13 protein-coding genes are annotated in these 15,133 nt (G+C 68.3%); 6 read left to right on the top strand and 7 right to left on the bottom strand.

All coding sequences use genetic code 11. From position 1 onward, the window contains the following. Nucleotides 1-35 precede the first annotated feature (35 nt). Nucleotides 36-578, top strand: a complete 543-nt coding sequence (locus RRU_RS16815; protein WP_011391007.1) for a gamma-glutamylcyclotransferase — start codon at nt 36-38, stop codon at nt 576-578. A gap of 61 nt (nt 579-639) precedes the next feature. Here the strand turns inward: RRU_RS16815 and RRU_RS16810 are convergent, their stop codons facing one another. From RRU_RS16810 to ftsE, 5 genes are all read right to left on the bottom strand, one after another. Further along, the gene (locus RRU_RS16810) at nt 640-3,000 is read right to left on the bottom strand and encodes an adenosylcobalamin-dependent ribonucleoside-diphosphate reductase (RefSeq protein WP_011391006.1); all 2,361 of its coding nucleotides are present in this window, start codon (nt 2,998-3,000) and stop codon (nt 640-642) included. Between the two features lie 55 nt (nt 3,001-3,055). Next, nucleotides 3,056-3,820: a lysophospholipid acyltransferase family protein gene (locus RRU_RS16805; protein WP_014626547.1), complete on the bottom strand. Its 765-nt coding sequence runs from the start codon at nt 3,818-3,820 to the stop codon at nt 3,056-3,058. After that, complete coding sequence (locus RRU_RS16800) at nt 3,820-4,500, bottom strand: YdcF family protein (RefSeq protein WP_011391004.1); 681 nt, start codon at nt 4,498-4,500, stop codon at nt 3,820-3,822. The genes RRU_RS16805 and RRU_RS16800 overlap by 1 nt, the downstream gene beginning before the upstream one ends. A 104-nt stretch (nt 4,501-4,604) precedes the next feature. After that, nucleotides 4,605-5,501 (bottom strand): cell division protein FtsX, encoded by an 897-nt coding sequence (locus tag RRU_RS16795; protein ID WP_011391003.1) that lies wholly within the window; start codon nt 5,499-5,501, stop codon nt 4,605-4,607. Further along, on the bottom strand, nt 5,498-6,223 hold the full coding sequence (ftsE, locus tag RRU_RS16790; protein WP_014626546.1) for a cell division ATP-binding protein FtsE: 726 nt from the start codon (nt 6,221-6,223) through the stop codon (nt 5,498-5,500). The genes RRU_RS16795 and ftsE overlap by 4 nt, the downstream gene beginning before the upstream one ends. Nucleotides 6,224-6,444: 221 nt before the next feature. Between ftsE and RRU_RS16785 the strand changes: the two genes are divergently transcribed. Beyond that, complete coding sequence (locus RRU_RS16785; protein WP_011391001.1) at nt 6,445-7,530, top strand: DUF3426 domain-containing protein; 1,086 nt, start codon at nt 6,445-6,447, stop codon at nt 7,528-7,530. A gap of 82 nt (nt 7,531-7,612) precedes the next feature. Next, nucleotides 7,613-8,557 (top strand): UDP-glucuronic acid decarboxylase family protein, encoded by a 945-nt coding sequence (locus RRU_RS16780; RefSeq protein ID WP_011391000.1) that lies wholly within the window; start codon nt 7,613-7,615, stop codon nt 8,555-8,557. An 86-nt stretch (nt 8,558-8,643) separates the two neighbouring features. On the opposite strand, the gene RRU_RS16775 is transcribed toward RRU_RS16780, so the two are convergent. Both RRU_RS16775 and mutY read right to left on the bottom strand, forming a co-directional pair. Continuing rightward, entirely contained in the window at nt 8,644-8,844 is a 201-nt protein-coding gene (locus RRU_RS16775; protein WP_014626545.1) for a hypothetical protein, read from the bottom strand. Nucleotides 8,845-9,025: 181 nt separating this feature from the next. Beyond that, complete coding sequence (mutY, locus tag RRU_RS16770) at nt 9,026-10,105, bottom strand: A/G-specific adenine glycosylase (RefSeq protein ID WP_011390999.1); 1,080 nt, start codon at nt 10,103-10,105, stop codon at nt 9,026-9,028. A gap of 101 nt (nt 10,106-10,206) precedes the next feature. On the opposite strand from mutY, the gene RRU_RS16765 reads away from it, so the two are divergent. From RRU_RS16765 to smc, 3 genes are all read left to right on the top strand, one after another. Then, complete coding sequence (locus RRU_RS16765) at nt 10,207-10,779, top strand: DUF721 domain-containing protein (protein WP_011390998.1); 573 nt, start codon at nt 10,207-10,209, stop codon at nt 10,777-10,779. Nucleotides 10,780-10,887: 108 nt separating this feature from the next. Next, nucleotides 10,888-11,490, top strand: coding sequence for a DsbA family protein (locus tag RRU_RS16760; protein ID WP_014626544.1), 603 nt, complete (start codon nt 10,888-10,890; stop codon nt 11,488-11,490). 11 nt (nt 11,491-11,501) lie between these two features. Next, entirely contained in the window at nt 11,502-15,005 is a 3,504-nt protein-coding gene (gene smc, locus RRU_RS16755; RefSeq protein WP_011390996.1) for a chromosome segregation protein SMC, read from the top strand. The last annotated feature ends 128 nt before the right edge of the window (nt 15,006-15,133 follow it).

The raw sequence follows: 15,133 nt of genomic DNA, 5'->3' as shown, positions 1-15,133 counted from the left end.
ACGGGTATCATGACATCCTTTAGCATGGTCGCAAGATGACGCAGAACGATGAATTCTGGGTATTCGCCTACGGTTCGCTGATGTGGCGCCCGGGCTTCGCCCATGTCGAGACCCGGCCCGCCCTGCTGGAGGGCTATCACCGGGCCATGTGCGTGCTGTCGATCCATTACCGGGGCACGCCCGAGCGGCCGGGTTTGGTGCTTGGTCTGGAAGAGGGCGGCCGTTGCCATGGCCGGGCCTTCCGCGTGAGCGACGACGACCGCGAGACGGTCGTCGCCTATCTGCGGGCGCGCGAGTTGATCAGCAATGTTTATCTCGAGCGCATGCTGCCCGTGCTTCTTGATGACGGTCGCCGGGTCGAGGCTTACGTCTTCATCGCCGATTGCGCCCATGACCAGTACCGGGGCGGCCTGGAGGACGTCGATGCCGCCCGCATCATCGCCCAAGGCCAGGGCAGCGGTGGATCGGCGCGCGATTACCTCGCCAATTCCCTGGCCCATCTGGATGGTCTGGGCATTCCCGACCCGGCCCTGGCCCGCCTGCTCGCCACCGTTGACCGCCTAGGGCGGCCCGCGTGAAATCCGCAGGCCGCTCTAAGCGCCGTACCCGCCCGACCCTAAGGTCGGGCGGACGGGAGGCTTATGAGCAGGTCGAATGGCCGCAGCTCGCGCATTTGGAGCAGCCTTCCTGGCGGAAGTAGGTCGGCTGGCCGCAGGCCGGGCAGCGGTCGCCGATCGGCGCCCCCGCCGAGGCAGGGGCCGAGGCATCGGCCGATGGCGCGGCCGGGGCGGTTTCCTCCTCGGGGGCGCCGCGCTCGGCGATCTGGTCCATCAGGCCGAGATCGGCGAGGTGGCGGCGCATCACCGAGGCGACCAGGGCGACCACGCCATTGACGAAGCGGCCCTTGACCCAAACGCCCTGGGCGCCGCGCACCTGTTCGAGATCTTCGACCAGGAAGGCCGGGTTGTCGGTGCGGCGCATCACCGCCGACAGGGTGACGGTCAGCGCCGAAAGCAATTCGGCGTGTTCGGCCGAGCGCGAGGCGATGAACACCTCGAAGGGCCGTCGGCCGCCGGCCTCGTCGCGCACATCGTTGATGGTGACGTAGAAGTTCTCGTCCGATAACGGCCAGCGCAGTTTATAGGTGCGGCCCTCCAGAAACTCCGGCCGCATCGGCGGCGCCGGGGTGCGCGGCGCCGGCGCCTTCTGGACCGGGGCGGCGGCGGGCGTCGTCGCGTCCAGCGACAGCACCGAGCCGCGCGTGCCCGAGGGGCGATAGGTCGTGCAGCCCTTGCAGCCCATCTCATAGGCCAGCTTGTAGACGGCGGCGAAGGAGTCGTAGCTCATGTCGGCCGGGCAGTTGATCGTCTTGCTGATCGAGGCGTCGATGAACTCCTGACAGGCGGCCTGCATGCGCAGGTGATCCTCGACCGACAGCTCCAGCGCCGTCACCATCGAGTCGGGCAGGCCGGTGAGCGGCGCCGTGGCCGGATCAAGGCCCCGCGTCCGGCACCAGCTTTCAAAGCCGGCGTCGATCACGGCGAATTCGTCGTGGCCGCCATCGGGGCGCAGCACCTTGCGGAAATAGCGCCAGCCGAAGGTCGGCTCCAGACCGCTCGACACGTTGTTGTAATAGATCGCCGTCGTCCCCGTCGGGGCGATGGTCAGCATCACACCATTGCGCAGGCCCTGTTCAGCAATCTTGGCGCGAAGATCGTCGGGCAACTCCTGAATGAAGGGGCGGGCCAGCAGCTGGTCGCGGTCATAAAGCGGGAAGGGGCCGCGCTCGCCCGCCAGCTCGGCCGAAGCCCGATAGGCGGCATCGCGCAAGAGCGCCATGATCCGCCGGGTTTCGGCGATGGCGGCCGGCGAACCATAGCGCAGACCCAGCATCTGCAAGGCGTTGCCCAGGCCCATGATCCCCAGCCCCAGCCGGCGCTTGGCCTGGGCCTCCTTGGCCTGATCCTCGACCGGGAAGTTCGAGACATCGAGCACGTTATCAAGGAAGCGCACGCCGATCGCCGCCACCTCGGCCAGACGCGCGTCGTCGAACCGGGCTTGGGGGGTGAAGGGATCGCGCACCAGAACCGCCAGATTGACGCAACCCAGGTTGCAATCGCCATTGGGCGGCAGCGGCTGTTCACCGCAGGGGTTGGTGCACGAGATGGTCTCGCAATAAGCCAGATTGTTGCGCTCGTTCACCCGGTCGATGAAGATCACTCCGGGCTCGGCGTGATCATAGGTGGTGCGGATGATCTTTTCCCACAGGGCGCGGGCCGACAGCCGCTCGTAGACGTACCAGGGTTCGCCGTTGCGCTCGGTAACCGCCACCAAACGGGCCGGATCGGCCGGCGGCACGGAAAAGCCCAGATCCCAGGTCGCATCCTCGTCAACGGCGCGCATGAAGGCGTCGGTGACCAGAACCGAGACGTTGAAATTGGTCAGCCGTCCGGCCTGGGCCTTGGCGGTGATGAAGGCCGGCAGGTCGGGATGGTCGCAAATCATCGTGCCCATCATCGCGCCGCGCCGCGCCCCGCCGCTCATGATCGTGCCGCACATGGCGTGCCAGATCTCCATGAACGACAGCGGCCCCGACGACACCGATCCGGTGCGCCGGACCTTGGCGCCGCGCGGCCGCAGCGTCGAGAAATCGGTGCCGATGCCGCCGCCTTGCTGCATGGTCAGGGCGGCGCGGGTTAGCGCCTCCATGATGCCGTCCATGCGGTCGGGCACGATCATATTGACGAAGCAGTTGATCAGGGTGACTCGGCGATCGGTGCCCGCTCCGGCGTGAATGCGCCCACCCGGGCACCATTCCAGCGCCTTCATCGCCTCTAGGGCCAGGGGCTCGTGAACGGCGCGCCGGGGGTCGCGGGCATAGATGCCCCGGCAGACCCGGGCGAAGCTGTCTTCGGGACCCTGCTCAAGCGACGAGCCATCGGGGTCGACCAGCCGGTACTTCTCCCGCCAGATGCTTTCGACGATAGGCTGGCGGTCCATGGGGGAAACTCCTTGGTGGGGGAAAAACGCGAAAAGGAAAGGGTCTGAAAAGGGATCAGGCGCCCAGGGACGGGGCCGGGTCCGCCGGGGCCGCCAGGGTCAGCGACGGCGCCGGCAAACCGGCCAGGGCGGCGCTGGCGGTTTCGATGCGCTCGCGTAGCTGGGTCATGAAGACCTTGCGGTCAAGACCGGGCGGGATCGGCGGCAGAATTTCAAGAACCACCGTGCCTGAGCGCTTCATGAAGCTGTTGCGCGACCAGAACAGCCCGGAGTTGAGGGCGACGGGGACCACGGGAACGCCCATCTGGGTGTAAAGGGCGGCCACGCCGGGCTGATAGGGCGGGCAGTCGCCGGGCAGGGTGCGGGTGCCTTCGGGGAAGATGATGATCGTTCCCCCTTTGTTCAGGGCGGTGCGGACATCGCGGATCATCGCCTTCATCGCCCCGGCGCCGGCCTTGCGGTCGACCGAGACCTGCCCCGAGCGCGCCATGTACCAGCCGACGAAGGGGATGGTGACCAGTTCTTTTTTCAGAACATAGATCGGATCCTCGACCAGCTGATGGAAGACGAAGGTCTCGAAGGCGCTTTGGTGCTTGGAGGCGATGATGGCCGGACCGGTCGGCAGGTTCTCGCGGCCGCGAATCTCGAGCTTGAGCCCCAGCAGCACGCGGGCGCCAAGAACGAAGCCCTTGAGCCAGAAGCGGGCGACGGCGCGCACGGCATGGGCGCGAAAGGCCAGGACGGGGACGAACAGGACGCCCATGGTGATCGTCCAGCCGAGATAGAAAATATTGAAAAGAACGGAGCGCGCTAGGGCCATCATCGGGTCTCGCCGGTGGAGGAGGGGGAGGGGGTGGAAGACGACGGCCCGACCGGGGGCGGAAACAGCGGCGCGGCCAAAGCCTCGACATTGACCGGCGACAGGGTCCGGCGCAGCCAGGCGACCAGGAATTTGCTGTATTCCTCGGCCATCAAGCGCGCCGTGCCTTTCCACATCCACCATTCCTGCTGCTTGACCGAGCCGGGAAAAACCGGATGGGCGATGATCCGCACATCGGGCATGGCGGCGCGGAATTCCACCAGACTGCGCGGCATGTGATAGGCGGCGGTGACCAGACGCAGGCTGGTGAAATGTTCCGTCGCCAGCCAATGGGCGGTTTCCTCGGCATTGCCGACCGTATCAAGGGCCGCATGGCCGAGCACCACCCGGCTCCGCAGGTTCTCGGGCACATCGACGATGGCGGCGCGCAGGTCGTCTAGGGTGACTTCCACGCCGACCCCCGACAAGAACAGCTTGCGCCCCAGGCCACGGGCCAGCAGGTCCAGGCCGACGGGCAGGCGTTCCGAGCCGCCGGTCAGCACGACGATGGCATCGGTGGTCGTCTGATCGTCCTCGATGGCCGAAGGCAGCACCGTGGAGGCGAAGAGCGCAAGCCCCGCCAGCCATAGTCCGAATGCCGTCAGGGCCAGAAGACCCAGTCGTCGCGCCACCTTCCCCATTCTCGAATCGTTCCGTCCCGTTTCCCGCCACCCGCAGTGGGGGCTGTCTTTCCCTGCGACCTGCCAAGGCCGCCGTCATACCTCGCGGCCCGCCGAAGCTGCCGTCAAAGCATCCGGGCGAGGGTTCGCAGAACCGTCACCCGCGTTGTAAGCATCGCCACCAGTCCGCCGGCCAGCGGCAAGCACACCAGGATCAGCCAGTGAACCGCGCCCAAGCCGACGTCGGGGACGAAGCCGCCTTCGATGTCGCGGCAGAGATACCCGATCCCCAGGATGGCGGGAAGGGCGAGAATAAGCCCCGTTCCCCCCCCCATCAAGCCAAGGACAAGCGAGCGGGCGGCGAACTGGCGGGCGATATAGGCGTCATGGGCGCCGATCATATGCAGAACCTCGATCGCCGGCCGGTGGGTGGTCATCGCCGTGCGCGTGGCTTGAACCACCGCCAGCGAGGTCGCCGCCGTCACCAGCACCAGCACGGCGAGCGACAGCGAGGCCAGGGCCTCGGCCAGATTGACCAGCTTGGCCAGCCACAGGCGGTGATCGTCAAGCGTTGCCCCGGGCACCGCCTCGCTCAGCCGGCGGCCGAGGGCGGCCAGATCGAAGGGTGTGTCGGGCTTGAGGGTGACGTCGATCAGCCGTGGCATCGGCAGGTCGTCGACCAGATCGGCCGCCCCCAGCCAGGGCTCCATCAGCGCCTTCAGGCGCTCGATCGGAATCGCCTGGGCATCGGCGACGGCCCGGTCGGCGCGCAGAACGACCAGGGCCTGCTCGACCCACTCCTCGGTGGTCTTGCCGCTTTCCTCGGGCGAGCCCTCGGCGGGCATCACCTGAACCGTGAGCGTGCCCGAGACGTCGCGGTTCCAGCGGTCGACCACGGTCTGCACCGCCATCGCCCCGGCCATGGCCAGGGTGGCCAGGAAAACCATGACGGCGACCATGATCGCCAGGAAACGGCCCGACCCGTCTTCGGCGATTGGCAGATCGGTTCGCGGAAATCTCACGGGCGGGGCTCCCGGCCGATCGGCGTCGACTCGGCGCCGACCAGGGCGCGCACCTCTTCGGTGACCGGATCGACGATCGCCAGCCCGCCGCCGTCAAGGTGAAGGCGGGGGAAGCGGAAGCGTTGGATCAACCCCTCGCTATGGGTGGCGATCAGCACGGTGGTCCCCAATTTATTGAGCTCGATGAACAGATGAAGCAGGCGGGTGGCGATGCGGTCGTCGACATTGCCGGTGGGTTCGTCGGCCAGCAACAGGTCGGGGCGGCTGATGACGGCGCGGGCGATGGCGATGCGCTGCTTCTGACCGCCCGACAGGGTGGGCGGGCGGGCGTTCATCTGCTCGCGCAGGCCGACCCACGACAGCAGTTCCGGGACATGGCGGCGGATTTCCTCTTCCGAAACCCCGGCGACGCGCAACGGCAGGGCGACGTTATCAAGGGCCGAGAGATGATCGAGCAGGCGGAAATCCTGAAAGACGACGCCGATGCGCCGGCGGACGGCGGGAAGTTCCTGGCGGTGAACCGAGGTGACCTCCTGGCCAAACAGCGTGATCGAGCCGCGTGTTGGCCGTTGGGCGAGATAAAGCAGGCTGAGCAGCGACGATTTGCCCGCCCCCGAAGCGCCGGTCAGGAAGTGGAAAGACCCCGAAGGCAGGGAGAAATCGATATCGGTGAAAATCTCCGGGCCGCTGCCATAGCGCAGGCCGACCGCTTCGAACCGCACCGCCACCGCGTCCTGGCGTCGGTCTCGCTGCTTTCGGAAAATGCCCGCCACGCCCCATCGCTCCCGCTATGCCGCCTCAAGCGGCTTATCGACCCACGCTTCATGGCCCCACCTTGAAAAACCAAGGATTAACCTTTTTGGGGCCATGTTATGGTGGCTTGCCACCGCGACCGGCCAGCCCCTATAACCAAAGATAGCACTTCGGCGGATCCGTAAAACACATGATCATCACGTGCCCGAGCTGCGCGGCAAAGTTCACCTTGCCCGATGGCGCCCTTGGATCGGAAGGGCGCAAGGTGAAATGCGCCAAATGCGCTCACGTCTGGCAGGCGAAGGCCGAGGGTGCCGCGTCGTCTTTTTCCATTGACGAGGGCTACGACGATTCCCCCTTCGCTCAGGACGAGCCGGATTTCCCCGAGCCTGCTTTCGCCCCGCCCCCGCCCCCTCCGCCCCGCCCAAGTCCCGCCCGTCCAAACCCGCCCCGTCCGGCCGCCGCGCCCTCGGCGCCGGTTTTCGATGCGGCCCCGCCGCGTCTTGGCAAGCAAGACGGGCTACCGTTGGAAATGGATCCCGAGCCGCCCTCGCGGATTCCCGCCCATGATGACGCCGCCCTCGACGAGGATCTGGCCAAGCTCGACAGTATTCTGGGAACGCTGAAGGGCGGCGGCGTCCTCAAGGACAAGGCGCGGGGAGCGCCCGAGATCGCCGGCGATGATTTCGCCGATGACGACCACCTCCACGACTTCCTCCAGACCCGCGTTCTTGGCGAGGACGACGATCTGGAGGACCTTGACGGCTTCATGGCCGCCGGCGAACCCGAGGCCATCCCCCGGGTCTTCACCGGACCGCGGCCCAGTGGCCGGCGGCGCGGCGCCACCGCCCTCAAGGTCGTGGTGATGACCCTGGTCGCGCTGTGGCTGCTGGCCTTGGGCGGCTGGTTCCTGCGCGATCCCCTGGTCGCCCTGGTGCCCGGTCTGGCGCCGGTCTATACGGCGCTTGGCATCGATGTGACCGATCCGCGCAGCGAGGTGATTTTCCAGAACGTGGTCAGCACCCTGGAAACCCGCGACGAAACCCGTCTTCTGGTGGTTCGCGGCCTGCTCTTCAACCCCTCCGACGAGAACCGCGAAGTGCCGCGATTGCGCCTGACGGTGATCGACGACAGCCAGAAGGTTCTTCAGCAGGTGACGGCCGCGCCGCCCCAATCGGTGCTGGCGCCCGGCGCCCAGATCCCCTTCGAAGTCTCGATGGAAAATCCCTCGCAGCTCGCCACCGGGTTCCGCGTCGTCTTCGACAAGGCCGGCTGAATCCGGCCGGGCGGCGGCGCTTTGACCCAAACTTTCCCTGTTCTCGGCCATTTTTGGCGCAACGCATGATCGGGAGATCGTGATGAAAACGCGCAAGCGGGTATTGGTGACCGGGGGGGCGGGGTTTTTGGGCTCCCACCTGTGTGAAAGGCTGATCGGCCAGGGCTGCGACGTTCTGTGTGTCGATAATTTCTTTACTGGCCAGCGCGAGAACGTCGCCCATCTGATCGGCAATCCCTATTTCGAACTGATGCGCCACGACGTGACCTTCCCGCTCTATGTGGAGGTCGACGAGATCTATAACCTCGCCTGTCCGGCCAGCCCGATCCACTACCAGTTCGATCCGGTGCAAACCACCAAGACCAGCGTCCATGGCGCCATCAATCTGCTGGGGCTGGCCAAGCGGACCAAGGCGCGGATCCTGCAAGCCTCGACCAGCGAGGTTTATGGCGATCCCACCATCCATCCCCAGACCGAGGATTATCGCGGCAACGTCAATCCCATCGGGCCGCGCGCCTGCTACGACGAGGGCAAGCGCTGCGCCGAAACCCTATTTTTCGATTATCACCGGCAGTTCGCCCTTGATATCAAGGTCATCCGCATCTTCAACACCTATGGGCCGCGCATGCATCCCGACGATGGCCGGGTGGTGTCGAACTTCATCTTGCAGGCCCTGCGCGGTCAGCCGATCTCGCTCTATGGCGACGGCTTGCAGACCCGCTCGTTCTGCTATGTCGATGATCTGATCGACGGCATGCTGGCTTTCATGGCGACGCCGCCCAGCGAACCCGGCCCGCTTAATCTGGGCAATCCCCACGAGATCACCATCCGCGCCCTGGCCGAAAAAATCATCGCCATGACCGGCTCGGCCTCGGATCTGGTGTTCCATCCGCTGCCCGCCGACGATCCGCGCCAGCGCCGCCCCGATATCACCAAGGCCCGGGCCCTGCTCGACTGGGCGCCGACCATCGACGTCGAAGACGGCCTGGGCCGGACCATCGAGTATTTTCGCGCCCGCATGGGCTGACATCGGGCGCCAACCAAAACGGCCACGCTCCCTTTGCGGAGCGTGGCCCAACCTTGGCAATGACTAAAACCTAAAAAGAACGAGGCTCAGAGACGCAGGGTGGTGGAGGGGCGATAATGCTCCCCCATACGGAACCTGCCGGTCTGGCTGTCGTGCTTGAGAAGGCCAAGGCCAACCGCCTGGGCGACGGTCAACTGGCGTCCTTTCAGCGTGATGGTAAAATTATCCACTTCAAGGCCTTGCGAGGCCTCGGCGTCATTCATCCCATAGGGAGCTGACTCAGACATCGTGGAGACTCCTTCCGTTCCCCGGTTCCCCCCGGTTTCTGGAATACCCCCAAAGTGCCCATTGACTTGAGACCCGTCAAGAGAACGATCGGCATAAGTTCTGTGTCAAAGCCGCTTAAGTAAAATTTTTCTAAAAGATACCAACGGTTACAGCCTTTAAAAAAAACGCCTGAAAAGCCAGTCAATGGGTGCGCGCCAAAGCCAGTCGCACGACTTTGAGCATCACGGCGGGCAAGGCATGGCGATCGAACTGGTCAAAGGGCACCCACAGCCCCCGGGCATTGGCCCTGGCGCCGACCCGGCCGGCGACGACATCGAGGTCGAGGTGGAAATGGGTGAAGGTATGGCGAACGCGTCCGGCCAGCGGCACCCACTCGGCGGGCAGCGGCGCTTCGGCCCGCGCCTCGGCCAGGGTCCAGGGGTCTTCCCGCCAAGGGGTCGAGGGCACTTCGATCATGCCGCCCAGCAGGCCGCTTTCCGGGCGGCGGCGCAACAGCACGGTGCCATCGGGTCGGGTGACCCAAAAGGCGATGCCACAGCGCGTCGGCTTCAGTTTTTTCGGCGCCTTGGCCGGCAGGGTCTCGGCCAGACCCAGCCGGCGGCCCAGGCAGGGATCGCGCCAGGGACACAGGCCGCAGGCCGGCTTGCGCGGGGTGCACAACGTCGCCCCCAGATCCATCAGCGCCTGGGCGTGCTCGCCGGGATGGGCGGTCGGCGTCAATTGGGCGGCGCGGGCGTAGAGCGCCTTTTTGCCCTGGGGCAAAGGCTCGGTCTCGGCGAACAGTCGGGCCATTACCCGTTCGATATTGCCATCCATGACCACGGCGGGCTGGCCGAAGGCGATGGCGGCGATGGCGGCGGCGGTATAGGTGCCGATGCCGGGCAGGGTGTGCAACTCGTCCTCGGTCGCCGGGAAGGTTCCGTCGCGCCAAGTGGCGATGGTCTGGGCGCATTTGTGCAGATTGCGGGCCCGGGCGTAATAGCCAAGGCCGGCCCAGGCGGTCAGCACCTCGTCCAGGGGGGCGGCGGCAAGATCGGTGACGGTGGGCCAGCGGGCGAGGAAGGCCTGGAAATAGGGGATGACGGCCGGCACCGTCGTTTGCTGGAGCATGACCTCGGATAGCCAGACCCGATAGGGGTCGGTGCGCTCGCCAAAGGGCGCGCGCCAGGGCAGGGTCCGGGCGTTGCGCCGGTACCAGTCAAGCAGGCGCTCGCCAAGCACGCTGGCGGGGGGCAGCGAATCGGGGGTTGGGGCGGTCATGTCCGGGGCGCTTCATCGGTTCCCTTACGGGGGGACCATACCCTATCATCGGGGCGGGCGGCCGGGTCAAGGCCGCCCTTCATCACGAAAGGACCCACGGGTTGGCCGTTACCCCATCGGATAAGCCGCCTCCCGGCCCGGCGTCAGCCGAGCGCCGGGGCAATGGGCCGCGCGCCCTGTCGGCGATTACCTTGCGGGCGGCCCTGCCGCTTCTGGCCAAACGCGGTCTGGCCGAAGAGGCCCTGCTGTCGCGCTGGGCCGAGGTGGTGGGACCGATGCTGGCCGCCCATGTCCATCCCATGCGGCTGGTCCGCGCCCGGCGCAAACCGGGCGGCGAGGGCGGGGTGCTGGGCGCGGGCGGGGTTTTGCACCTGCGCGTCGAAGGCGGCGCGGTGGCCTTGGAGCTTCAGCATCGCCTGCCCCAGGTGATCGAGCGGGTCAACGGCTTCCTCGGCTGGGCGGCGGTCGAGCGCATCACCTTGCATCAGGGGCGGTTGCTGCGCACGAGAACGGCGCCAGTGCGTGAACCGCCGCCCCTGCCTGCCGAGCGCGCCGCCAGCCTGGGCAGCGGGCTTGAGGGGGTGGATGATGCCGATTTGCGCGCCGCGCTGGCCCGCCTGGGAACCGCCGTCGGCCGGCTGGAGGCCGGGCGCAGCCGGCGCCGTCCCGGCTAAGGGGCGGCAAGGCGGCCGCGCGCCGGCGCTTGTGGCGCGGGAGCGCGGCTTTATATAGTGCCCACGGCCCGGCTTCGGGCATTCAGCTTTCCCAAGGAGGATTTCGCGTTGCCCCAGTTTCTCCGTCCGCTGTTTCTGGCCGCCGCCCTGGTCGCCGGGATCGCCGCCCCCGGCCTTGCGGCCTCGATACCCTATAGCGAACGCGCCCTGGGTTCGCCCGACGCCAAGGTGACCATCGTCGAGTATTCCTCGCTGCTCTGCCCCCATTGCGCCGATTTCCACACCCAGATCCTGCCCGAGCTGAAAAAAGAGTATATCGATACGGGCAAGGTGCGGCTGGTCTTCAAGGACCATTCCCTGGGGCAACCCCTGGCCGTCGGCGCTTCGGTGATCGCCCGCTGCGCGCCCGAGCAGAATTTCTTCCCGCTGATCACCACGCTGTTTGCCAATCAGCGGACCTGGGCGACGGCGAAGGATCCCTTGGCCGCCCTTCAGGGCTATGCCGCCCTGGCCGGCATGGACAAAGCCGCCGTCGAGGCCTGCCTGGATAATCAGGATGTCTTCAACGGCGTGCAGGCGGGCGAGGCCGAGGCCGGGCGCATCGGTGTCGAATCGACCCCCAGCTTCGTCATCGACGGCAAACCCGTTCTGGTCGGCGCCCAGCCGATCGAGGCCTTCCGCAAGGTTCTCGATCCCTTGGTCGGCGGCTGAGGCGGGCGGGCTTGCTGCATTTCACCCGGTTGCGTCTGGTCGGCTTCAAATCCTTTGTCGAGCCGGCCGAATTGATGATCGAACCGGGGCTGACCGGTGTCGTCGGGCCCAATGGCTGCGGAAAATCCAACGTCGTCGAAGCCCTGCGCTGGGTCATGGGGGAAACCTCGGCCAAGCAGTTGCGCGGCGAGGACATGGATGACGTGATCTTCGGCGGCACCGCCAGCCGTCCGCCGCGCAATGTCGCCGAAGTCACGCTTTTGCTTGATAACCGCGAGGGCGGCGCCCCGGCGCTGTTCAACGCCGCCCAGGAGCTTGAGGTCACCCGACGCATCGCCCGCGGCGACGGCTCGCTCTATCGGGTCAACGGCAAGGACGTGCGGGCCCGCGACGTGCAACTGCTGTTCGCCGATTCGGCGACCGGCGCCCGCTCGACCGCCATGGTCAGCCAGGGGCGGGTGAGCGCGCTGATCGCCGCCAAGCCGGCCCAGCGCCGGGCCCTGCTGGAAGAGGCCGCCGGCATCGGCGGCCTGTACAGCCGCCGCCACGAGGCCGAACTGCGCCTGCGCGCCGCCGAGGGCAATCTGGAGCGGCTTGAAGACGTGGTGACGGCCCTTGACGGCCAGCTTGGCGGCTTGCGTCGCCAGTCCCGTCAGGCCGCCCGCTACCGGGCGCTGTCGGAGGCCATCCGCCAGACCGAGGCGGCCTTGCTGCGCCAGCGGTGGCTGGTCGCCATTCGCGCCGTTGACGGGGCGCGGCGGATCTTTGCCGAAGGCGGTCGGGAGCTGGCGGTGCTGAGCGGGCGGACGATCACCGCCAACCGCGAGCAGGCCGCCGCCGAGGAGGCCATCGGCCCGATTCGCAGCCATGAGGCCGAGGCCTCGGCCCGCTTGCAGCGATTGGCCTTGGCCCGCGAGCAGCTTGAGGCCGAAAGCCGGCGCCTTGCCCAGACCGCCCAGGAAAACCACACCCGCCGCACCCAGGCCGAGGCCGACCGCGCCCGTGAGACCGCCCGCGCCGCCGATGCCCAGGCGGCCATCTCCCGCCTGGAGGGCGAGCGGCGGGCGATCGAGGCCAAGGCCGCCGGCGATGACGCTGCCCGCCGCGAGGCCGAGGCGCGGCTGAGCGCGGCCGAAGCCGGGGTCGCCGAGGCCGATGCCGCCCTGGCCACCGCCACCGCCACCCTGGCCGACCTTGAGGCCCGCCGCGCCGCCCAGGAGCGCGGTCTGCGCGAGGCGATCGCCCGCGGCGCCAAAGTGGTGGCCCGGCTGGCCGAGCTTGAAGGCCAGATCCGCGCCGCCGAAGGCGAGGCCATCGCGCCCGGCGCCCTGGAGGAGGCGATCCAGACCCGGGATCGGACGGTCGCCGCCCTCGAGGCCGCCCGGGAACGGGTGGAAAGCGGCGAGGCCGCCCGCACCGCCGCCCAGGCGGCGGTTGATCTGGCCCAAGACAGCCTGCGCCGGGCCGAGGGACGGTTGACCGGGTTGCGGGCCGAGGCCCGCGCCTTGGAAGCCACCCTGGCCCGCGCCGCGCCCAAGGGGCGGACCCTGCCGGTGGTCGAGGCTTTGAGCGTGCGTCCGGGCGGCGAAAAGGCCCTGGCCAGCGCCCTGGGCGATGATCTTGATGCCGGTAGCGCCGAAGAGGACGCCGTGCGTTGGGTGGCTTTGCCTGCCCTGGCCGCCGATCCGCCGGACGCGACGACGCCGCTGGCCGATTTGGTCGAAGGCCCCGAGGCGGTGCGCGCGCTTCTCGCCCGCCGCCTGGGCCGGGTCGGCGTGGTCGAGGATGCCGCCGCCGCCCAGGCGCTGCTACCCAGACTGACGCCGGGCCAAGAGGTGGTCGACCGCGCCGGCGGGCTGTGGCGCTGGGACGGGCTGGTGCGCCGGCCCGGCAGCCGCGACGGCGCGGCCCTGTCGGCCGCCCGCCTGGAGACCCGCAATCGGCTTGGCGCCCTGGCCACCGAGCGCGAAGACGCTGAAGCCGCCCTGGCCGAGGCCCGCGATGCCCACGGCGCGGCGCGCGCCCGCCTCGAGGCCGTCGCCGCCGAGGATCGGGCGGCGCGCGAGGCGGTGCGGGCGGGCGAGCGCCAGATGGGCTTGGCCCGTGATGCCCTGACCACCCTGGAGCGCCGGGCGGCGGCCAGCGAATCGCGGCTGACCACCCTGGGGCAGGCCTTGACCCGGGCCCGCGAGGATGGCGCCGAGGCCGAGGCGGTGGTGGCCGCCCAGTCGCGCGCCCTGGCCGCTCTCGACGACAGCGCCGCCGCCCGCGCGGCGGTGGCCGAGCTGCGCGCCACCCTGGCCGAGCGGCGGACGACCTTGCTGGAGGCGCGGGCGACCCGCGATCGCGTGGCGCGCGAGGCCGAGGGGCGCGGGCGCCGGCTGGGCGCCCTTGCCGCCGAGATCACCTCGTGGCGGGCGCGGCGCGATCAGGCCGCCGATCAGGAGGCCGAACTGACCCGTCGCTTCGCCGCCGCCGAGGCGACCCTGGCGGAGCTGGTCGGCCGACCCGAGGCGATCGCCGCCGAGAAGGCGGCTTTGGTCGAGGCCCTGCGCGCCGCCGAAAGCGACCGCCTTGCCGCCCGCGACGCGTTGAGCGCCGCCGAGCGCCGCCTCAGCGAGGCCGGGCGGACCTTGAAAGAGGCCGAGCGCGCCGAGGCCCAGGCCAGGGAGGTTCAGCTTCGCGGCGAGGCCACCTTGGATCAGGCCCGTCTCGCCTGTCAGGCGGCGGCCGCCGCCATCGCCGAGAAATTCGACTGCGCCCCCGAAGCCCTGGCCGGCCAGGCCGGTCTGGGCGCCGATGAGACCCTGGCCCCGGTCGCCGAGGCCGAAGCCGCCCTGCTGCGCCTGGGGCGCGAACGCGAGGCCATGGGGCCGGTCAATCTGCGCGCCGAACAGGAAGCCGGCGAATTGGACGCGCAGATCACCTCGCTGCGTCTGGAGCGCGACGATCTGGTCGCCGCCATTGCCCGGCTGCGCCAGGGAATCGGCGAGCTCAACCGCGAGGGCCGCAGCCGGCTGCTCGAGTCCTTCCAGCGGGTCGACGGCCATTTCCGCACCCTGTTCCTGAAATTATTCGGCGGCGGCCGCGCCCATCTGACCTTGATCGAATCGGACGATCCCCTGGAAGCCGGCCTGGAGATCATGGCCAGCCCGCCGGGCAAGCGGCTGCAAAGCCTGGGGTTGCTGTCGGGCGGCGAGCAGGCGCTGACGGCGACGGCCCTGTTGTTTGCCGTGTTCCTGACCAATCCCGCGCCGATTTGCGTGCTCGACGAGGTCGACGCGCCGCTCGATGACGCCAATGTTGATCGCTTCTGCGCCATGCTCCGCCACCTGACCGATACCACCGGAACGCGCTTCCTGGTGGTCACCCACCACCGCATGACGATGGCCCGCATGGACCGTCTGTTCGGGGTGACGATGGCCGAACGCGGGGTCTCGAGCCTTGTTTCCGTCGACCTTTGCCAGGCCGAGGATCTGGTGGAGGCCGAGAGCCCTGCCGCCGTTTTGGCCTAACTGCCTGAAATTCAGGCGTTTTGCTCCGGGCGCGCTGCACCTCCGCCGGGGTTTTCCTCCTTGACACCCCTCGCCACGCTCCGTATTTTGCCCGCGATTTTCGGACTGTTCGCCGCGGGGGAGGGTGC

This window comes from Rhodospirillum rubrum ATCC 11170, assembly GCF_000013085.1.
GTDB lineage: Bacteria > Pseudomonadota > Alphaproteobacteria > Rhodospirillales > Rhodospirillaceae > Rhodospirillum > Rhodospirillum rubrum.
The sequence above is the reverse complement of the archived record's forward strand: the minus strand, read 5'-3'. Positions and strand labels throughout refer to the sequence as shown.